The following is a 20195-nucleotide window of genomic DNA, read 5'->3' on the forward strand; positions in this document are numbered from 1 at the left end:
CATCCCTGTATACCATCGTCGCGGAACCCGGTGCCTGCGTCGGTCAATGACAGCTGGTTATCAGGCACCGTGTCTGGTGATGACGGTGCAGCCGGCCCCGAGCGGCAGTCGCGCCACGGTGATGCCGTCCATCGTCCGCAGGTGCTCTTCGGCGTCGGCGGCCGCGCGGGCCTGCCGGTCCGTGCGGCCGGCGTCGGCCAGCGTCCCGTCCAGCAGGGAGTCCAGCAGGACCAGGACCCCGCCGGGGCGGAGAACGGGCAGGGCGGCGTCGACCGTGGCCGAGAGGTGCTCGGTCATCGACTGGGAGACGATGATGTCGTAGGCGTCGGTGGCGAGGCGGGAGACGCCCACCAGCGGAGCGGACGGCAGGAAACGGTAGGCGTTCGAGCGCACACCGGCGGAGCTGAACGCCTCGCGGGCCAGTACCTGGTGCTGGACCTCCGGGTCGATGCAGGTGACGTGGCCGCCACCGGAGAATCCGGCGAAGAGGTGCAGGCCGATCACGCCGAACGCCGGGGACATGACCACCGCGGTGGGTGCGGCCGTGGTGACCTGCGCCGCCAGGAAGGTGAGGAACTCGCCGGTCATCGCGTCGGGGGTGAGGAGTCCGTACTCGGTCGCTGAATCGCGGGCGGCGTCGAGTGCCTCGTCGGACGCTGCGGTGGCGTTGACGTAGTCACGGACGGCGTCGAGGGCGGAGCTGGATTCTGCGTTCACGGGTGTAACTGTAGGTGTGGCGGGACGCAGACAGTCGGACCGCCCCCGGCGAGTCGGACGCCCGGGCATCAACGTGGGGATACTGTGTTTGATGGGGCGCAAGTGACATCTTTACACGGGCGCTGTCCACCGGATATATTCAGAGACGAAAGCTGTCGGGGGTCGAGGATTCGCAGGGACTCACAGCGAACCCGAAGCACCCGGGCACCCACTGGTAATGCACGTGCGTCAGGATGGATGACATGGACACCGCAGCAGACTCCGGCGCCACCGGAGCAACCGGCGCTTTCGACCGCGGCGAAGGCGGAATGCCGACCTGGAGTGAACTGGTCGAGGAACATGCGGACAGCGTCTACCGGCTCGCCTACCGCCTTAGCGGTGACCGGCAGGACGCCGAGGACCTCACGCAGGACACGTTCATGCGTGCCTTCCGGTCGCTGAAGTCGTACCGCCCGGGAACCTTCTCCGGCTGGCTTCACCGGATCACCACGAACCTCTTCCTCGACATGGTCCGGCACCGGGGCACCATCCGTATGGAGTCGTTGCCGGAGGACTACGACCGCGTCGAAGGAACGCGTGTCGGTCCGGAGGGTGCCTTCGAGATGAACAACCTCGACCCCGCTCTGGAACGCGCACTGGACGACCTGAGTCCGGAGTTTCGCGTCGCAGTCATCCTCTGCGACGGTCTCGACATGACGTACGAGGAGATCGCCGACACGCTCGGCCTGAAGATGGGGACGGTGCGGTCCAGGATCCACCGGGCGAGAAGTCAGCTGCGGGCGGGGCTGGCACGCACCGCCGGTGAGCTCAGCTACGTTCCCCAGTCTTAGCGCTATCATCGATGGCAGATGACGCACGGAACGTGCGAGTCAGCGAGGAGGTCCGGTCATGTCGGAAGTCGGGAAACTGTCGGGTGTCGGGCACCTGACCCCGGAGGTCGTCGCAGCCCTGGTGGACGGAGAACTGTCCCGGGGTGCCGAGCACAGGGCCAGGATCCACCTGGTGCACTGTGAGGAGTGCCGGGCGGAGGTGCGCGCGCAGCGGCAGGCGTCAGACCGTCTGCGCGGCAGCATCCCCATGGAGCAGGTCCACGCCTCGGGTAGCCTGCTCAGCCGGCTCGTACGTATCCCCGACGACTGTGCCGCCGGGGACGGGCAGCAGGAGGACCCGACCGGCTACGACGACGTCGGGATCGACGGCTGCCGTCGTCCTGACAGCATCACCGCCCGCATGGCGGCCGTGGCACGGAAGATGCAGCGACGGGCACCGAGAGAACCCGGGGGAAGCGCAGAATCGTCTCGACCGCGCGGTGAGGGTTAGAATCAGTCGGTCGGCAGTGTCGAGAGAAAGGCGGGTCTGGTGTTCTCCAGCGTCGGATGGGGCGAGGTCCTCGTCCTCATTGTGGTGGGCATAATCGTCGTCGGGCCGGAGCGACTTCCCCGGTTGATCACCGACCTCAAGGCCCTCCTGCTGGCGGCGCGCACGGCCATCGCCAACGCCCGACAGGAGCTCGACCAGGACTTCGGTGAGGATTTCGAGGAGTTCCGCAAACCCCTGTCCCAGCTGAACAGCGTGCGGCAGATGGGTGCCCGCGGATTCATCACCAAGACACTCCTCGACGGCGACGACAGTTTCCTCACCGACCTGGAGACCTCGGCGCGAGACGTCACCGGTGCGGTGAAAGGGACCACCGCGCGGATGTCGGACACCGCCCCGAAGAACCCGCCCCGCGCCAGTGAGGTGTCCGCGCGGCAGGACGGGGACCCCGCCCCTGACACCGGTGAGCGGGTCGAACTGCCGCAGCAGGACGAGGTCGGCCAGTCCCGGGACTGGGCCGGCCCCGGGAACTTCGACGACACGATCTAGGCCCGGTGTCCGTCCGGGGCGGTAGGGGTCCTAGTGACCGGCGACGCCCAGGTTCAGCTGCCTGCCGGCGAGCGACTGCCGACGCGTCGACAGCTTCTCGGCTATGGAACCCAGGGCGACGCCCGCCGGCGACCCCGGTTCCGAGATGGCGATCGGGTTGCCCAGGTCGCCACCGATACGCAGATTCGGGTCCAACGGAATCTGCCCCATGAGTGGCACGTCACCACCGGTCAGCTCGCTGAGGTGGTCGGCGACCGTCTGCCCGCCCCCGGAACCGAAGATGTCCATCCGGGTGCCGTCGGGCATGTCCATCCAGCTCATGTTCTCGATCACGCCACCGATACGCTGCCGGGTCTGCTGGGAGATGCTGCCGGCACGTTCAGCCACCTCGGCGGCCGCAGCCTGCGGCGTCGTCACGATCAACAGCTCGGCGTTCGGGACCAGTTGGGCGACCGAGATCGCCACGTCACCGGTTCCCGGTGGGAGGTCGAGCAGCAGAATGTCCAGGTCGCCCCAGAACACGTCCGCCAGGAACTGCTGGATCGCACGGTGCAGCATCGGCCCACGCCAGACCACCGGGGAGTTACCGTCGAGGAAATGCCCGATGGACATGATCTTCACACCGTGGGCCTGGGGCGGGATGATCATGTCGTCCACCTGGTGGGGACGGTGGTTCGACCCCATCATGTGGGGAACGGAGTGACCGTAGATGTCGGCGTCGACCACCCCGACCTGCAGGCCACGCTTCGCCAACGCCGTGGCCAGGTTCACGGTCACCGAGGACTTCCCGACACCACCCTTGCCCGACGCCACGGCGAAGACCCGCGTCGTCGACTCCGGCTGCGCGAACGGGATGACCGGTTCCGCGGCACCACCGCGGAGCTTGGTGCGCAGTTCGCGACGCTGCTCGTCACTCATCACGTCGGTCGTCACCGTCGCACTCTCGACCCCGTCGACGCCCTCCGCGGCGTCCCTGGTGCGCGTGGTGAGCGTCGATTTCATCGGGCACCCGGCGATGGTGAGGTAGATCTCGACGGCGACATGACTGCCGTCGATGTCGATCGACTTGACCATGCCCAGCTCGGTGATGGGCTTGTTGAGCTCCGGATCCTCCACAGTGGCCAGGGCACTGCGAACCGCTGATTCAGTGACAGTAGACATTGACCATGATGATACGCCGAGCCCAGTTCAGGGCCAATCAGTCAGCGGGCCCCGCCGTCCCGTCGCCTGCGGGCGCGACCGCTGCACCGCCGACGGGAGGGGAGCTACGGTCGTCGTTGCGCTGGTCCTCGAGTTTGTCCTCGATGCGACGCAGCAGGTCACCGAGATCATCGAGTTCGCGGCGCAGGTAGTCGCGGGTGACGTTCTCGCCGACGGCGATCCGTAGGCCGGCGAGTTCACGGGCGAGGAACTCGGTGTCCGCCTTGGTTTCCTCGGCACGACGCCGGTCCTCGTTGAGCGAGACGCGGTCGCGGTCGTCCTGCCTGTTCTGCGCCAGCAGGATCAACGGTGCGGCGTAGGCCGCCTGCGTGGAGAAGGCGAGGTTGAGCAGGATGAACGGGTAGACGTCCCAGTTCCACCAGAACCCCCCGACGTTCAGGCAGATCCACACCACCACGATGATCGTCTGCCACATGAGGTAACGCCCGGTGCCGAGGAACCGGGCGACCTTCTCCGCGCCGACGCCGACAGCGTCGTCGTTGTAGGCGAGGAGCCGGCGCCGCGGGCCCGACGACGGAGTGTCCAGGTCGGTTCTGGAGAAGTTGTCCGGCATCGTGGTCTCACTCTCGTTCGGTGGTCGATGGTGACGCAGTGGCGCGGTTACTGCGCCAGTCGTCGTCGCGCCAGTTCTCCGGCAGCAGATGGTCCAGGAGGTCGTCGACGCCGACGACGCCGAGCAGGTGGCCGTCCTCGTCAAGTACCGGGGCGGAGACGAGATTGTAGGTGGCGAAGTACCGCGCAGCGGTCTCCTCGGTGTCATCGGGGTGCAGGGCCGGCAGCTCGAGGTCGAGGATCCCGCCGACGAGGGAGGACGGCGGCTCGCGGAGCAGTTTCTGCAGGTGCACGCAACCGAGGTAGCGCCCCGTCGGAGTGGACTGGGGCGGCCGGACCACGAAGATCAGCGAGCTCAGTGACAGCGGAACCTCGGGGTTACGAGCGTGGGCGAGGGCCTCGGCCACGGTCGCCTGGGGCGTGAGGATGATGGCCTCGGAGGTCATCAGGGCGCCGACGGTGTCGGGGGAGAAGCTCATCAGACGGCGGACGGGTTCGGATTCCTCCGGGTCCATGAGTTCAAGAAGGACGTCGGCCTTGTCGTGCGGGAGTTCTCCGAGCAGGTCCGCCGCGTCGTCCGGATCCATCTCCTCGAGGATGGTCGCGGCGCGTTCGATGTTGAGTTCCTCGACGAGTTCGGTCTGCTCGTCGTCCGGGAGCTCGGCGATGACGTCGGCGAGACGTTCGTCGTCCAGCTCCGAGGCGATGCGGAACCTGCGTTCCGGGGCCATGTCGCGGAGTGCATGGGCGATGTCGGCGTTGCGCATCGTGGTGAATTCGGCGATGAGTTCGGCATCCACGTCGAGCGGCCCGGCACCCGAGGCAGAGAGACCGTGGACGTGGGTGAACGGGATCACCGCCGGGGTCGTCCGTCGGCCCAACCGGCCGCGGGTGATCACCGCGATCCTGCTGACCTCCCACTCGCGGGTGCGGGTGCGTTCCAGCTCGACGTCCGAGATCTCCACCGCGCGTCCCGCGAGGTGGCTGAACTCCGGGTCGTCGGTGTGCACCTTCGCTCCGATCAGGTCGTCCATGACCGTCAGTTCGCCCGCACGCGAGCGGAAGGGGCGGAGGTTCACCGAGCTCGTGTTGAGCGTGACTTCCTGGGGGTCGATGGAGGTGACACGCCCCATCGGCAGGAATATCCGGCGTTTGCCGGCGACTTCGGCGACGAGTCCCAGTGCCACCGCCCGTGTCGGGCGGATGGTCAGGACGACGTCGCGGACCCTGCCGAGCGATTCACCGTCCGCTCCGAGCAGGAGCATCCCGGCGAGACGCCCGGCGAAAACCCGTGTCGTGTTCATGGGAATAGAGATTACGGCACAGTATGCCGTGGGCGCGCTGTGAACCCGCCGCTCCGGCGTCGGCGGGCTTCTTCCGGGGTCCGGTGTGCGGGTATCCTGAAGCGGATGTCGAGGTACGACGGGAAGCACGGGAGGACAGCATGTCACGACTGATCGCCGGCGGTCTGTGCGGGATCGCGGTGATCCTGGCGCTGCTGGGCAGCCCGCTGTGGGTGCCGCACGCGGTAGGTGGCGTGGTGGCGACGGCGGGGGCCCTGCTGTCGGACCGGTCCCGGTGGTGGGGTGTGGTGCCGTGGATCGCCCTGGTGGGTGTCTACGCCGTGGCGTGGTGGTGACATGATGGTGGCCATGGGAGTGAGTAACGCCGGTCGGGCACCGGAGCCGCCGCGACACCGCAGAGTCATTGCCGCTGTCGCGGCCGTCACGGTGACGGCGACGGCCGTGTCAGGGTGCGCCGTCGGAGGCGCGACGACGGGGCCGGCGTCGCTACAGATGGACCAGGAGTCCTCCGGCCCCGTCTACCTGGGGCTGACGGACGACCCGGTGCAGCAGCGGTTGGCGGAGAGCTACGAGAGCGCGTTCTCCGCGGCTGGACGTTCGGTGGAGATCCGTGACATCGACGCCGCAGACCGACTGGACCTGCTGCATAACGGTGACGTCAGCGTGGTGCTGGGGTGTGTCGGCGAGATGCTGGACGTCCTGGATCCTGTGAAGGGCGAGGAACTGCGCGGAGTGTACGCCCAGGCTCTCGACGACGGTGTGGACACCGCCCAGTGGCGGGACATCGCGCACACCACGATGTTCTCCGCACTCCCGACTGATCTCCAGGCCAGCGACCCGGGGGAGGCCGTCGGGTGCGACGACGACACGCTGCCGCAGAACATCGTCGCGCTGTACCGCAAGCCGGCACTGGACCGGGCTGACCGCCGGGCGCTGAACAACGTGGCAGGCGGGGTCACCAGTGATGATCTCGCTTCTGACCCCTCCGACGCCCCGGACCTCACCGATACGGATGAGGGAGTCGAGATCACGGCCGACTAGCGTACGAAAAAGACCCGGTGGGGCGGACGCTACGTGGCGAAGGCCTCGTTGAGCAGCTGTTCCTGCTCGAGCTTGTGGACCTTGGCCAGGCCGGTCGCGGTCGAGGACTGGGCACGGCGGGAGACCCGCTTGAGCTTCAGACCCTCGATGCGCTCGGGCAGGTTGAGCGCGATGAACGGCCACGGACCCTGGTTGGCAGGCTCGTCCTGCACCCACCGGAACTCGGCGTTCGGGTAGCGGTCGAGGACTTCCTTGATGCGGTTGTGCGGCAACGGGTGCAGCATCTCGACGCGGGCGATGGCGACGTCGTCCCGTCCGTCGTCCTGCCGCTTCTTCTCCAGGTCGTAGTAGATCTTGCCGGAGCACAGCAGCACGGTGGTGATGTCGTCGTGGGTGGTGGACGAGTCGGCCAGACGCGGGTCGTCGAGCACGGAGTGGAAGCTCGACACCTCGGTGAAGTCCTCCACCGAGGAGGTCGCCGCCTTGTTGCGCAGCATCGACTTCGGGGTGAAGACGACGAGGGGACGACGCATCGTGCCCATGGCATGGCGGCGCAGCAGGTGGAAGTGGTTGGCCGGTGTCGACGGCTGGGCGATGGTCATGGACCCCTCGGCAGCCATCTGCAGGAAACGCTCGATGCGCGCGCTGGAGTGGTCCGGGCCCTGGCCCTCGTAACCGTGGGGAAGAAGCAGGATCACGCTCGAGAGCTGGCCCCACTTCGCCTCACCGGAGGCGATGTACTGGTCGATGATCGTCTGGCCACCGTTGACGAAGTCGCCGAACTGCGCTTCCCAGGCCACCACGGCGTCGATGTTGCCCACGGAGTAGCCGTACTCGAAGCCGAGGCCGGCGAACTCCGTCAGCGGCGAGTTGTAGGCACGGAAAGATCCTCCGTTGCCGGACTCTTCCGCGAGCTTCTCGAGCGGGCTGTAGGGCTCCGTGGTCTCTGAGTCGAAGAGGACGGCGTGGCGCTGGGTGAAGGTTCCGCGGAGGGAGTCCTCACCGGCGAGGCGGACGAGTCGGCCGTCCTGGGCGAGGGTGGAGAAGGCGAGCAGTTCGCCGAACGCCCAGTCGATGCCACCCTTGCGGGTCATCTCCTGACGGCGCTTGACGACCGGCTTGACGCGCTGGTGGACGTTGAAGCCGTCCGGCACGCCGGTGAACGCGTCGCCGACGGCTTCAATGACCTCACGGGAGATGGAGGTGTCCAGACCCCTGGTCAACGCCTGGGAACCGGCGATACCGGTCTGCTCCGCCGGGGTCGTGCCCTTCTCCGCCTCACGGACCTGGTTGAACACCGTCTCCAACTGTCCCTGGAAGTCGTCGGCCGCACGCTGTGCGTCCTCCTCCGAGAGCTCTCCGCGTCCGACGAGGGTGTCGTGGTAGAGCGCACGGACGGTGGCGCGGTCCTGGATACGGTCGTACATCTCCGGCTGGGTCATCGACGGGTCGTCCGACTCGTTGTGTCCACGACGGCGGTAGCAGACCAGGTCGATGAAGACGTCCTTGCCGAAGCGGCGGCGGTATTCCACGGCGAGCCGGGCAACCCAGACGACAGCCTCCGGGTCATCGCCGTTGACGTGGAAGATCGGGGCGTCGAAGCCCTTGGCCAGGTCGGTGACGTAGTGGGTGGACCGTCCCGCGTCGGGCGTGGTCGTGAAGCCGATCTGGTTGTTGACCACGACGTGCACGGTTCCGCCGACGGTGTAGCCGTCCAGCTTGGCCAGGTTGATGGTCTCCTGGACGATGCCGAGGCCGGTGAATGCGGCGTCACCGTGCATGAGGATCGGCATGATCGGGTGGGGGTTGCCGTTGGTCGAGATGTCCTGGTGGGCGCGGGCGATGCCCTCCATCACCGGGTTGACCGCCTCGAGGTGGGAGGGGTTGGCGGTCAGGGTGATGTCGATGTCGTTGTCACCGAACATCTGGGTGTACTGACCGGTCTGGCCCAGGTGGTACTTCACGTCACCGGACCCGCCGGCGACGGTGGGCTCGATGTTGCCTTCGAACTCGGTGAAGACCTTGGAGTAGGGCTTGCCGACGATGTTGGCGAGCACGTTCAGGCGGCCACGGTGCGGCATGCCGATGACGACTTCCTCGAGACCCTGCTCGGCCGCGGAGTCGACCGCGGCGTCGAGGAGCGGGATGAGGGACTCGGCGCCCTCGAGGGAGAACCGCTTTTGGCCGATGTACTTGGTCTGCAGGAAGTTCTCGAATGCTTCGGCGGAGTTGAGCGTCTGCAGCAGGTACTTCTGCTCGGGGTTGGACAGCTTCGGCTGGCCGCCCTCGATCTGCTCTTCGAGCCAGCGGCGTTCGTCGTGGTCGAGGATGTGGGTGTACTCGGAGCCGACCTTCAGGGTGTAGGCACGGCGGAGCGTCGCGAGAACTTCCCGCAGGGTCATCTTCTCGCGGCCGGCGAACCCGCCGACGTTGAAGCTCCGGTCGTAGTCCCACAGCGTCAGACCGTGGGTCTCGATCTCCAGGTCCGAGTGGTCGGGGACCGGCAGGCCCGGCTGGGTCCACTGCAGCGGGTCGATGTCGGCGATGAGGTGGCCGCGGCTCCGGTAGGCCTCGATGAGCTGCATGACGCGGGTGGACTTGTCCACCCCGATGTTCGGGAGATCCTGGGTCCAGCGCACGGGAGCGTAGGGCACCGACATCGCGGCGAAGAGGTCGTCCCAGAAGTCGTCGTTGATCAGCAGGCGGCTGATGTCGCGGAGGAACTCGCCGGACTCCGCGCCCTGGATGATGCGGTGGTCGTAGGTCGAGGTCATGGTGACGAGCTTGCCGACGCCCATCTCGGCCAGACGGTCCTCGGAGGCACCGGCGAACTCGGCGGGGTAGTCCATGGCGCCGACACCGACGATGGTGCCCTGACCACGGGTCAGACGGGGCACGGAATGCCGGGTCCCGATGCCACCGGGGTTGGTGAGCTGGATGGTGACGCCGCTGAAGTCGTCCATCGTCAGCTTGCCGATGCGGGCGCGCTTGACGATGTCCTCGTAGGCGTCGACGAAGCCGTCGAAGGTCAGTGTCTCGCACTCGCGGATGGCGGCGACGACGAGGTTGCGGGCACCGTTCTTGCTGACCATGTCGATGGCCAGTCCGAGGTTGATGTGCTCGGGGGTGACGAGGACGGGCTTGCCGTCGACGACCTTGTAGCTGTTGTTCATCGAGGGGTGGGCCTGGACAGCCTTGACCATGGCCCAGCCGATGATGTGTGTGAAGCTGATCTTGCCCTTACCGCGCGACTGGAGGTGGTCGTTGACCATCGCGCGGTTCTCGAACATCAGCTTGGCGGGCATGTCACGCACCGTGGTGGCGGTGGGGATCTCCAGGGAGATGTCCATGTTCTTGGCGATGGACTTCTGGGCTCCCTTGAGCGGATGTTCGCCGGCGTCCGGAGCGGCGGCAGGGCCCTTCGGAGCAGGGGGAGCGACGCGCTCAGGGATCGGGTTCACCGATGCCGACAGCGACTTCGCCGGGGCGACCGGTGCGCTCTTCTGCGCACCCGAGGCCTTCTTCCCGGTGCCGCCGGTCGCAGGGGTGCCGGCGGCGGGCGCCGACGCCCCGGACTTCGCCGGTGCGCTCTGTGCCGACGCCGAGTTCTTCGCGTCGTTCCCGGAGGTCGTGGAGCTCGGGGTTGATGTTCCCGAGGTGTGGTCAACCGTGTCCGGCCGCTTGTTGAAGAGTTCCCGCCACTCCGGATCGACGGACTGGGGGTCGTCCTTGAACTGCTGGTACATCTGGTCGACCAGCCATTCATTTTGGCCGAAATTGGTGCTGTTCACAGCAGGTCCTCGCCTCATTTCATGATGTGGTCAATCTCGACGTTCCACCCTACTACAACAACGTTGTCTGTGATTGTGGCGGGGCCGGGGCTGAAAGCGGCAGTTGAGGGTATGTTTTCAGCAACTTTGACGGCGCAGTGTGACGGGCGTCCTGTTCAGTCGGCAAAATGACGGACGCGGGCTTCCGCCGCGACCCGGAAACTGGGCTAGCATGGTGGGGTTCCGGCAGCCGCGACATCAGTGACGTCCGTGCGCTGCGCAGTGTGTGGATAAGGTACCGAGGAGGCACCCGCCATGGGGTTCTACGAGGAAGTTGCAGAGTCCCTGGATTCGGAGGGGATCGAGTCCAGGGTCAATGACGGCACGCTGTTCGTCCCGGTGTCCACCGACCTTGAGATCCAGTTCGTGGAGATCCGGGAGGGCGTCCCCGCTGGCCTGTCCGCCGCCAACGTCTTCCTCGCGATGGCCGACGTCTCCGAAGACGACGAGGAGTTTGAGGCGGCGCTGGTGGGGGTTGTCTTCTCGGTGGAGGAGGCGGTGGCGACGGTTGCCCGCCACGTCGCCACCGACCAGGTGGTCGGGTTGATCCGGGACCTCATCGACGGTGCGGATTCCCGGATCGTCGATCTGCAGTTTGAACAGGACGCGAGTGACGCATTGCGGGTGTCCGCCGAGATCGGGGAGAGCTCCGAACTGGTGGTCACTCTCGACGGTGAGTCCGTGGAGCCCACCGCACACGTGGAGTTCATTTCTCTGGGGGAGGGCTTCGAGGACCTCATGGACCAGGCGATCGCCGATGTCTGGGACGACGGGACCCTCGCCGAGGAGTACTCCGAGATGGAGCGTCAGGCGATGTTCCGCGGCCTGGTCTCCAACGTCGCCGAGATGTCGGAGGAGGTTCTCGACCTCGGAGAGTACAGCGACTTCGACCGCCTCTTCGATGTCCTCGCACTCGCGCAGTCGCAGGCGGAGCAGTGGGAGTCGCTGCTGGTTCCCCTGGAGACGCTCTGGGAGGAAGAGGACTCCGACGACATCGACGACACTGATGGCGCTGACGGCACTGACGGCACTGACGAGACGGGTGTGGTCGGCTGAGGTCAGGCCGCGTTGCCGTGATCGCCGTTGTGGTTGCGGACGCCGGTCGGTCCCGGGCGGGTGCGCGCGGGAGAGTCCTCGGTCAGTGCGTGCCAGGTCCATTCCAGGCGTCGCCCGGATGACGACGGTGCTCCGCAGGTGTCCTGGGTGTACCAGGGGACCCCGGGGCCGAGTCGGCGACCGGGGCCAGCGGGTTCGGCGCCGATGGCGGTGGCGTCCGGGTGCAGGAGAATGCCGCGGAACAGGGAATGCACGTCGGCGGTCATGTTCCGCACCGGTCCGGTGATCTCGGACGGTGCGGCGAGGGCGGTGAGGGTGACGAGGTGCTGCTGAGACATCGGTGGCTGTTCGTTCTGTCCACTGCCGGTCAGTCTGCGCCACATCGCCGGTGAGACGCGGTGCCGGGAGACGTAGACCGTGACCGCGCCAGCCGGCAGGGTCAGTGAGAGTGACGGCGCCTGCCAGCCCGGGGTCACCCGGATCCTGCTACGGGGATGGTGCAGTACGCTGGCGCACCGTTCCGCCGCCTGATGTACGGAGGGGGAGGGGCGCAGCGCGCTGAGCGGGCGGCGCATGAGGGTGCGCAGGGAGAGCGGGGATGTGGTGGAGGTGTCCATGCCTGGAGACTGTAGGTGCCACCACGGACCCCGGGACCGCGAAGACCCGCCATCATCGAACAGGCGTTCGATGATGGCAGGGGGCGTCAGGAGAGTTCTGCCGGGGACACCCGGCGGGGGAAAACGCGCGGCCGCGCGCCGGCGATCTCCTCGACGATCCGGATGACCTGGTTGGAGTACCCGTACTCGTTGTCGTACCAGACGTAGACGACGAGGTTGGTTCCCTCGGCGATGGTGGCGAGCCCGTCCACGATGCCAGCATGGGTCGAGCCGACGAAATCGGTGGAGACCACTTCGGGTGACTTGATGTAGTCGATCTGCTGGCGGAGGTTGGAGTGCAGGGCGACCTTGTGGAGGTAGTCGTTGACCTCGTCGCGGGTGGTCGCGGTGTCCAGGGTGAGGTTCAGGACCGCCATGGACACGTCCGGGGTAGGGACGCGGATGGCGTTGCCCGTCAGCTTGCCCGTCAGCTCGGGGAGCGCCTTGGCGACCGCTTTCGCCGCGCCGGTCTCCGTGATGACCATGTTCAGTCCCGCGGCGCGGCCCCGGCGGTCACCCTTGTGGAAGTTGTCGATGAGGTTCTGGTCGTTGGTGAACGAGTGGACGGTCTCGACGTGCCCGTGGTTGATGCCGAACCGGTCGTTGAGCACCTTGAGTACCGGGGTGATGGCGTTGGTGGTGCAGGAGGCGGCGGACAGGACGTCGTCGGACGCGTCGTCGGTGATGTCGGCGTGGTTGATGCCGTAGACCAGGTTGCGGACGTCACCCTTGCCCGGGGCGGTGAGCAGGACCTTCCTGATCCCGTTGGTCGCGAGGTGCTGGGACAGTCCCTCACGGTCGCGCCAGCGGCCGGTGTTGTCGACCAGCACCGCGTCGCTGATGCCGTAGGCGCCGTAGTCGACCTGGGTGGGGTCGTTGGAGTAGATCACCTGGACGGGCGTGCCGTTGGCCCAGATGATTTCCTTGTCGTGGTCGACGGTGATCGTTCCGTCGAAGGCACCGTGCACCGAGTCCCTGCGCAGGAGGCTGGCCCGCTTCTCCAGGTCGTCGTCTCCGTTGCGGCGGACCACGATGGCGCGGAGGCGCACGCCTCCGTAGGCGGCTTCGCGCGCGATGAGGATGCGCGCGAGCAGGCGCCCGATTCGCCCGAAGCCGTAGAGCACGACGTCTGTCGGCTTCTTCTCGGAGTGACCGCCGACGACCTCGGCGAGTTCGCGTTCAAGGTAGGTGCGCAGGCTCCCGGCCGACGCCCCGTCGGATTCGTAGCCTGTCGCCAGTCGACCGAGGTCGATCGATGCGGTGCCCAGGTTCATGTCGACGAGCTCCTGCAGGATGGGCAGGGTGGAACTCAACGGCAGTTCACGGTCGGTGACCAGGCGTGCGTACCTGTGCGACTTGATGACGTCGACGCTGGTGACGTTGATCAGCAGCCGTCCGAAAACGGAGGTGACGACATTGTGTTCCCGGTGCAGGCGGGAAAGGAGGGGGAGAATCTGTTCGGCGAGCAGGATGCGGGAGTTCCAGTCACTCTGGGTATCGGGGGCCTGTGCACTCATGGGCGGGCGAGCTCCTTGGGGTCATGGGCGGAACGGGGTTGAACGTGCGTGAACGGGACCGGATGTGGTCGGGGTTCCCCGGTAAGGGGGTAAAAGTTCACTACAAACGTAGGTTAACGGGGCGTCAGGTGCCTAGTCGGCCCCCGTTTCATCCCCCCGGGCTGAGGTGGAGTCCCGAATTATCGCGGCGCGGCGGCGGGCGAGGGGGTACAGGGCGCTCATCACCACCAGGAAGATGACACCGGCCCACAGGGCGGAGTGGTACTGGTCCATCCACACCATCGTCCCGAACGTGACGAGGATGACGGCGATGGCGAAGTACTGTCCGGCAGGCCACAGTGGGACCGGGAAGGCACGCGGCGCCGTGGCATCCTGCTCCCCCTGCCGTGAGCGGTACCGGCTGCCGAGGTGGGCGAGCAGGATCATCAGCCACACGAACACGGTGGCGAACGTCGCGAGTGCGGCGATGTTCTGGAACATGTCGGCGGCGGTGTCGCTGGCCAGCTGGAGGGCCACGCCGATGAGCAGGACGACGAGCATGACGCCGACTGTCGTCACCGGAACACCGCGGTGGTTGAGCCGGGCGAAGATGCGCGGCGACAGCCCCTGGCGTGCCATGCCGAAGACGACCCGACCGGCGCCGTAGAGGTCGGAGTTGACGGCGGACAGCGCCGCGGAGATGACGACGACATTGAGTGCCGCCGCAGCCCAGCCGATGCCCAGGCCGCTGAAGATCTGGACGAACGGCGACTCGTCCCCGGTGATCTCCCGCCACGGGATGACCGCGACGATGACGAGGATCGCCAGGATGTAGAACAGCAGGATGCGCATTGGGACGGTGTTGACCGCCTTGGGGATGGTCTTCTCGTGGTCGGCCGCCTCACCGGCGGTGACACCGATGATCTCCGTGCCGCCGAAGGCGAACAGGACGAGGATGAGCGCGCTGAACACGCCGGAGACGCCGTTCGGGAAGAGGCCCCCGTCGTTCCAGAGGTTGTCGAAACCTGCGGACCCGCCGGTGTCGACGTTGAACACGAGGATCGCCGCGCCGCCGAGGATCATCGCGACGACGGCCGTGACCTTGATCGAGGTGAACCAGAACTCCAGCTCGCCGTACCACCGCGCGCTGGCGAGGTTCGCCGCGCCGACGATGAGCAACGCGACGGCCACCCACACCCACCCCGGGGTCTCGGGGAACCAGAATGTCATGTACACGGTGACGGCGGTCAGGTCGGCCAGACAGACGATGATCATCTCGAAGGCGTACATCCACCCCGTGATGTAGCCGGCCCATCCACCGAGATAACGCCGGCAGTACTCGGCGAACGACCCGGGGGCGGGATCGGCGACGGCCATCTCGCCGAGGGCCCGGAGCATGAAGTAGACGACCGCGCCGCCGAGCAGGTAGACGAAGACGACACCGGGACCGGCGGCTCCGATGGCACCGGACGAGCCGTAGAACAGGCCGGTGCCGATCGCGGAACCCAGGGCGATGAAGTGGATGTGCCGGTGGGTCAGGGTACGGCGGAGCTGTCGTGGTTGCCGTGCGGGGGCGCTGGTGTCACTCACGGACTCACATACTAACCATCGACGAGTCCTATATCACAGGGCAGGGCTGTCGAATCGCTTTTGCGTCGCCGACAACGTACTGTGAAGTCAATGTCTGAAACTGAGAACGTGACCGGCGACGAAAATATGCCGGAAACATCCCAGTCGTCAGTACCTCAGGAGAATCTGCACGAGGATGCCGCCTCCCCGGTCACGGGGTCGCTGGACCTCGGTGACGAAGTGGGCGCAGAGATTCCCGAGAGCACTGTGGACGGGGACGTCACCGAGAAGAACATCCGAACAGAGAACGACGAGGCCGGCACCGCCGGAGCGGACGAGGCCGACGGCTTCGCATCGCTCGGCCTCCCGCAGAAGATCCTCGACGCCGTCGCCGGCGTGGGTTTCACCACCCCGTCGCCCATCCAGGCGTCGACCATCCCCACCCTCATGGAGGGTCGGGACGTCGTGGGTCTGGCGCAGACCGGTACCGGTAAGACCGCTGCCTTCGCCCTGCCCGCGCTGTCGCGCCTCGACCCCAACCAGCGCACCCCGCAGGTCCTGGTTCTCGCCCCCACGCGAGAGCTGGCCCTGCAGGTCGCCGACTCCTTCGAGACCTTCGCCAAGCAGCTCGGCGGCGTCAGCGTCCTGCCGATCTACGGTGGCGCACCCTACGGTGCCCAGCTGTCCGGTCTGCGCCGTGGTGCCCAGGTCGTCGTCGGCACCCCCGGTCGAGTGATCGACCACCTGGCCAAGGGCAGTCTGGACCTGTCCAGCCTGCGTTTCCTCGTTCTCGACGAGGCCGACGAGATGCTCAACATGGGCTTCCAGGAGGATGTCGAGCGCATCCTCTCCGACACCCCCGACGACCGCCAGGTCGCCCTGTTCTCGGCCACCATGCCGTCGGCGATCCGCCGTCTCTCCAAGCAGTACCTGAACGACGCCGCCGAGATCACGGTGAAGTCCACGCAGCGTACCGCGGAGAACATTGAGCAGGACTACCTGTACGTCACCTACCGCAACAAGCTCAACGCGCTGACCAGCATCCTCGAGGTCACCGACTTCGACGCGATGATCCTCTTCGTCCGCACGAAGAACGACACCGAGGAGGTCGCCGAGAAGCTGCGTGAGCGCGGGTTCGACGCCGCCGCCATCAACGGTGACATCCCGCAGAACCAGCGTGAGCGCACCGTCGACCAGCTCAAGGACGGTCGCCTCGACATCCTCGTGGCCACCGACGTCGCCGCCCGTGGTCTCGACGTGGAGCGCATCACCCACGTCTTCAACTACGACATCCCGCGCGACACGGAGTCCTACGTGCACCGCATCGGCCGTACCGGCCGTGCCGGGCGCCACGGCCGGGCGATCCTCTTCGTTACCCCGCGTGAGGGCCGTCTGCTCAAGAACATCGAGCGGGCCACGAAGTCCAAGCTCAACGAGATCGAGCTGCCGGGCGTCGACCAGGTGAACGAGGCGCGCAAGAAGAAGTTCCACGCGTCGATCACCGAGTCGCTCGAGGGCAAGCAGGTCGCGACCTTCCGCGACCTGATCGCCGAGTACGCCACCGAGAATGGCGTCGAGCCCACGGAGATCGCCGCGGCCCTGGCCGCGAAGCTCCAGGGCAAGGAACCCTTCTACATGGAGGAGATCCAGGAGCCGCCGCGGCGTGAGCGTCGCGACCGCAACGACCGGCCGGACCGACGCGACGGTGACGGGCAGTCGGGCGTGCACCGGCCCTTCAACGAGCGCTTCAGCAAGCAGGCGCCCACGGTCACCGACCGCAACGGCAAGTCGCTGTCTGTCTACCGCATCGGTGTCGGTCACCGCCAGCGTGTGCGCCCCGGCGCCATCGTCGGCGCTCTGGCCAACGAGGGCAACATGAACTCCCGTGACTTCGGTCGGATCAGCATCTTCTCCGAGCACTCCCTCGTTGAACTGCCGTCGGATCTGCCGAAGGAGGTCTTCGAGTCTCTCGATCAGACCCGGATCTCCGGCAAGCTGATCAACATCGAGCCCGACCCCGGCGCTCCGTCGGGACGTCCGGCGCGGCACCGTCAGGACGGCGACCGTGGTGGAGACCGCGGCAACCGCGGTGGAGGACGTCCGCGTGGCGACCGTAACGACCGTGGCGACAGGGGCGACCGCAACGACCGTGGTGGGCGCGGCCGGAACGACCGTGGTGACCGCGGCGGTCGCTTCGACCGTGACCGCAGCGACCGGGACCGTGGCGACCGGGGTGGACGCGGCAGCTACCGTGGCAACCGGGGGTCCCGCAGGGACTGACCGTCACAGTCCACACACCCGTTCCGCCGTGGCGGCGTCCCCGGCACTGACGGTGAGGGTGTAGCGGACGGACACGGCGAGATACCTCGCCGCATAGGCACAGCCGGCTTCCGACAGGGAGCCGGCTTTCGCCGTCGGCGGGAGCCATTCCCCCAACGAGCCGTCGCTCTTGTCCTGGTTGACAGGTCCGGCCACCGCCAGGAGATTCAGCTCGCGGTCGTTGGCGAAAGCGACGCGCTCCCGTCGCGGCCAGTCCCACGCCCCGTGGTCCCATGCCGCGGACAGCGGGACGACGTGGTCGATCTCGACGTCGTCCGGGCTGATCATCTCGCCCGTGTAGACGTCGGTGATACGCCCGCGTGCGGACGGACAGGTCGCCCCGGTTGTCGGCGACCGCCTGTCGAACGAGTCGAGCAGGACGATGTGCCGCGTACTGCACTGGGCTCCTGTGGAGTCTGTGGCATTCTCATCGTCGTCCGTCCACCATTGCCGGGACCACCCCCCGAAATGGTCACGGGAGTACCCGAGGACGTGGGTACGCCGCGGGACCGTCTCCAGGGTCCGCAAGGCCGAGGAGACAGCATTGCGGTCGGCGGCGGCCGGGGGAGTAGGCCCGGTGCGCGCCGTCGACAGAAGCAGGCCGCACACGGGAAGCAGACACAGGACGGTGAGCACGACGGTTGCCGGGACAGACGACACCGGCCGGGAGAGTCTCATGGATAGAGAGACTCTCCCGGCCGGTACGGAGGTTCCCCTCCGGCGGGTTCAGCAGGGGCGGCTAGATCTTGCCCTGAGCCGACTCAGTGTCGACCTTCTGCCGGACGGCGTCCAGGTCAGCGTCGCCGTCAGCGACGGTGAGCTGGGAGAAGCGGACGGCTTCATTGAACTCGTCGGTGATCTCCTTGCTCGGTGCCTTGGTGGCGAGGGTGACGACGACCATGAGGATGACGTTGAGTGCCACGCCCGGGATCATCTCGTACAGGCCGAACGGCTTGTCCATGACACCGAACTGCGGCAGTCCGCCCCAGATGAAGGCAACGAGTGCGCCGGCGATCATGCCGGCTGCCGCGCCCTGGGCGTTGAGCCGCTTCCAGTAGAGCGAGGCCACGATGACCGGACCGAAGGCCGAGCCGAAGCCGGCCCACGCGAACTCGACGAGTCCCAGGATCGCGGAGTCCGGATCCAGTGCGATCAGTGCGGCGATGACGGCGACGAGGACAACCATCACCCGCGACAGGTTCTTCAGCAGGGTGTCCGAGGCGTTCTTGTTGATCATGCCCGCGTAGATGTCCTCCACCAGTGCGGAGGCGACCACCAACAGCTGGGAGGAGACCGTGGACATGATCGCCGCCAGCACGGCGGTGAGGATCAGTCCGGCGACCAGCGGGTGGAAGAGGACCTTCGCCATGTCGAGGAAGTTCGTCTCGTAGTTCGCCGTGTCGGAGAAGAAGGCCTGACCGTTTTCGGCGAAGAACGCCGGAGCAGTCATGGCGATGAAGACCGCGCCGACCAGGCACAGGAACATCCAGGTCACGCCGTAGCGGCGACCGGCGACGGCGTCGGCGGGCTTACGCATGGCCATGAAACGCACGACGATGTGCGGCTGGCCGAAGTAGCCCAGTCCCCACGCGAGGTTGGAGATGATGATGATGAACGCAGCCCAGGCCGTGGTGTCATTGAACTGGAACAGGTTGTAGAAGTTCGAGTTCGCGCCGACGATGTTCGCGACATCGCCGTAGTCGTTGTCGAGCTGGAAGGTGAAGATGTCGCCGGGGTTGTCCAACGAGATGATGGCGAACACCGGCACCAGGATCAGCGCCAGGAACATCATCGAGCCCTGCACCACGTCGGTGTAGGACACCGCGAGGAAGCCACCGACGAAGGTGTAGACCACGGTGACGGCACCGATGATCAGCAGGCCGGTGAGGTAGTCACCGTCGAAGCTGGACTGGAAGTAACGGCCGCCGGCAACCATGCCGGAGGAGACGTAGAAGGTGAAGAACACCAGGATGATGATGCCCGCGACCACGCGCAGGGTGTGGCTGTGGTCGCGCAGGCGGTTCTCGAAGAACGACGGAACCGTGATGGAGTTGTTGGAGACCTCCGTGTAACTGCGCAGCCGGGGTGCGACCAGCTTCCAGTTCAACCAGCAGCCGACCAGGAGGCCGACGGCCATCCAGATCTCCGAGAACCCGGACATGAACAGGGCGCCGGGCAGACCCATGAGCAGCCAACCGGACATGTCCGACGCGCCGGCGGACAACGCGGCGACGAACGGGTGGAGGCCGCGGCCGCCGACCATGTAGTCCTCGTACTTGTCTGTCTTGGTGAAACTCCAGATGCCGATGCCGAGCATCACAGCCAGATAGATCACCATGGCGATAATGAACCAGGTTTGTTCACTCACCGTGGGCCTCCTCAGTAGGTGGTAGCAGTCGATCGTTCAGAATTAACGGCTGCTGTCCCCGGAACGGAGACAGCGTCACATAAGGTTTCCATGTCGCGCCCACGATATCCAGCCGAGTGCCTACGGAAACCGAATGCTCTTAGCAGGATTCTGCCAGTTTTTCCCTGGTGTCGTCGGACTTCCCGGCCGGACCGGGCCGG

At 66.6% G+C, this 20195-nt stretch carries 17 protein-coding genes; 7 read left to right on the top strand and 10 right to left on the bottom strand.

What is annotated here, in order from left to right:
- Positions 1-60: 60 nt before the first annotated feature.
- Entirely contained in the window at positions 61-717 is a 657-nt protein-coding gene (locus PQI66_RS00620) for an O-methyltransferase (RefSeq protein WP_339995212.1), read from the bottom strand.
- A 242-nt stretch (positions 718-959) separates the two neighbouring features.
- Between PQI66_RS00620 and sigE the strand changes: the two genes are divergently transcribed.
- The 3 genes from sigE to tatB are packed head-to-tail and all read left to right on the top strand — an operon-like array spanning position 960 to position 2583.
- Complete coding sequence (gene sigE / locus PQI66_RS00625) at positions 960-1547, top strand: RNA polymerase sigma factor SigE (RefSeq protein ID WP_445227973.1); 588 nt, start codon at positions 960-962, stop codon at positions 1545-1547.
- Positions 1548-1605: 58 nt separating this feature from the next.
- Positions 1606-2037: an anti-sigma factor family protein gene (locus tag PQI66_RS00630; protein WP_339995215.1), complete on the top strand. Its 432-nt coding sequence runs from the start codon at positions 1606-1608 to the stop codon at positions 2035-2037.
- A gap of 39 nt (positions 2038-2076) precedes the next feature.
- On the top strand, positions 2077-2583 hold the full coding sequence (tatB, locus tag PQI66_RS00635; protein ID WP_339995217.1) for a Sec-independent protein translocase protein TatB: 507 nt from the start codon (positions 2077-2079) through the stop codon (positions 2581-2583).
- A 30-nt stretch (positions 2584-2613) separates the two neighbouring features.
- On the opposite strand, the gene PQI66_RS00640 is transcribed toward tatB, so the two are convergent.
- From PQI66_RS00640 to PQI66_RS00650, 3 genes are read right to left on the bottom strand one after another with little or no spacing between them, the layout of a single operon-like run.
- Complete coding sequence (locus PQI66_RS00640) at positions 2614-3744, bottom strand: Mrp/NBP35 family ATP-binding protein (RefSeq protein WP_339995219.1); 1131 nt, start codon at positions 3742-3744, stop codon at positions 2614-2616.
- Positions 3745-3781: 37 nt separating this feature from the next.
- Positions 3782-4357 carry a DUF1003 domain-containing protein gene (locus PQI66_RS00645; RefSeq protein WP_339995221.1) on the bottom strand — a complete coding sequence of 192 codons (576 nt, stop codon included), beginning with the start codon at positions 4355-4357 and terminating at the stop codon, positions 3782-3784.
- Between the two features lie 7 nt (positions 4358-4364).
- On the bottom strand, positions 4365-5660 hold the full coding sequence (locus tag PQI66_RS00650) for a magnesium transporter MgtE N-terminal domain-containing protein (protein WP_339995222.1): 1296 nt from the start codon (positions 5658-5660) through the stop codon (positions 4365-4367).
- 140 nt (positions 5661-5800) lie between these two features.
- On the opposite strand from PQI66_RS00650, the gene PQI66_RS00655 reads away from it, so the two are divergent.
- On the top strand, positions 5801-5995 hold the full coding sequence (locus PQI66_RS00655) for a hypothetical protein (RefSeq protein ID WP_339995223.1): 195 nt from the start codon (positions 5801-5803) through the stop codon (positions 5993-5995).
- A gap of 13 nt (positions 5996-6008) precedes the next feature.
- Positions 6009-6701 (top strand): hypothetical protein, encoded by a 693-nt coding sequence (locus PQI66_RS00660; protein WP_339995224.1) that lies wholly within the window; start codon positions 6009-6011, stop codon positions 6699-6701.
- 29 nt (positions 6702-6730) lie between these two features.
- Here the strand turns inward: PQI66_RS00660 and PQI66_RS00665 are convergent, their stop codons facing one another.
- A complete protein-coding gene (locus PQI66_RS00665) occupies positions 6731-10492 on the bottom strand; it encodes a multifunctional oxoglutarate decarboxylase/oxoglutarate dehydrogenase thiamine pyrophosphate-binding subunit/dihydrolipoyllysine-residue succinyltransferase subunit (RefSeq protein ID WP_339995226.1) in 3762 nt (1253 codons plus the stop codon).
- A gap of 294 nt (positions 10493-10786) precedes the next feature.
- Between PQI66_RS00665 and PQI66_RS00670 the strand changes: the two genes are divergently transcribed.
- Entirely contained in the window at positions 10787-11587 is an 801-nt protein-coding gene (locus PQI66_RS00670; protein WP_339995228.1) for a hypothetical protein, read from the top strand.
- A gap of 2 nt (positions 11588-11589) precedes the next feature.
- Here PQI66_RS00670 and PQI66_RS00675 read toward each other — a convergent pair whose 3' ends face one another.
- From PQI66_RS00675 to PQI66_RS00685, 3 genes are all read right to left on the bottom strand, one after another.
- Positions 11590-12204 (bottom strand): hypothetical protein, encoded by a 615-nt coding sequence (locus PQI66_RS00675; RefSeq protein WP_339995230.1) that lies wholly within the window; start codon positions 12202-12204, stop codon positions 11590-11592.
- A gap of 86 nt (positions 12205-12290) precedes the next feature.
- Positions 12291-13760 carry a glyceraldehyde-3-phosphate dehydrogenase gene (locus tag PQI66_RS00680; RefSeq protein ID WP_339995232.1) on the bottom strand — a complete coding sequence of 490 codons (1470 nt, stop codon included), beginning with the start codon at positions 13758-13760 and terminating at the stop codon, positions 12291-12293.
- A gap of 132 nt (positions 13761-13892) precedes the next feature.
- Positions 13893-15329 carry an amino acid permease gene (locus PQI66_RS00685; protein ID WP_339995233.1) on the bottom strand — a complete coding sequence of 479 codons (1437 nt, stop codon included), beginning with the start codon at positions 15327-15329 and terminating at the stop codon, positions 13893-13895.
- A 90-nt stretch (positions 15330-15419) separates the two neighbouring features.
- On the opposite strand from PQI66_RS00685, the gene PQI66_RS00690 reads away from it, so the two are divergent.
- The gene (locus tag PQI66_RS00690) at positions 15420-17588 is read left to right on the top strand and encodes a DEAD/DEAH box helicase (RefSeq protein WP_339995234.1); all 2169 of its coding nucleotides are present in this window, start codon (positions 15420-15422) and stop codon (positions 17586-17588) included.
- 3 nt (positions 17589-17591) lie between these two features.
- Here the strand turns inward: PQI66_RS00690 and PQI66_RS00695 are convergent, their stop codons facing one another.
- The gene (locus PQI66_RS00695) at positions 17592-18305 is read right to left on the bottom strand and encodes an HNH endonuclease family protein (protein ID WP_339995236.1); all 714 of its coding nucleotides are present in this window, start codon (positions 18303-18305) and stop codon (positions 17592-17594) included.
- A 61-nt stretch (positions 18306-18366) separates the two neighbouring features.
- The gene (putP, locus tag PQI66_RS00700; protein ID WP_339995238.1) at positions 18367-19995 is read right to left on the bottom strand and encodes a sodium/proline symporter PutP; all 1629 of its coding nucleotides are present in this window, start codon (positions 19993-19995) and stop codon (positions 18367-18369) included.
- Between the last annotated feature and the right edge of the window lie 200 nt (positions 19996-20195).

The organism is Corynebacterium sp. USCH3 (assembly GCF_037619475.1).
GTDB lineage: Bacteria > Actinomycetota > Actinomycetes > Mycobacteriales > Mycobacteriaceae > Corynebacterium.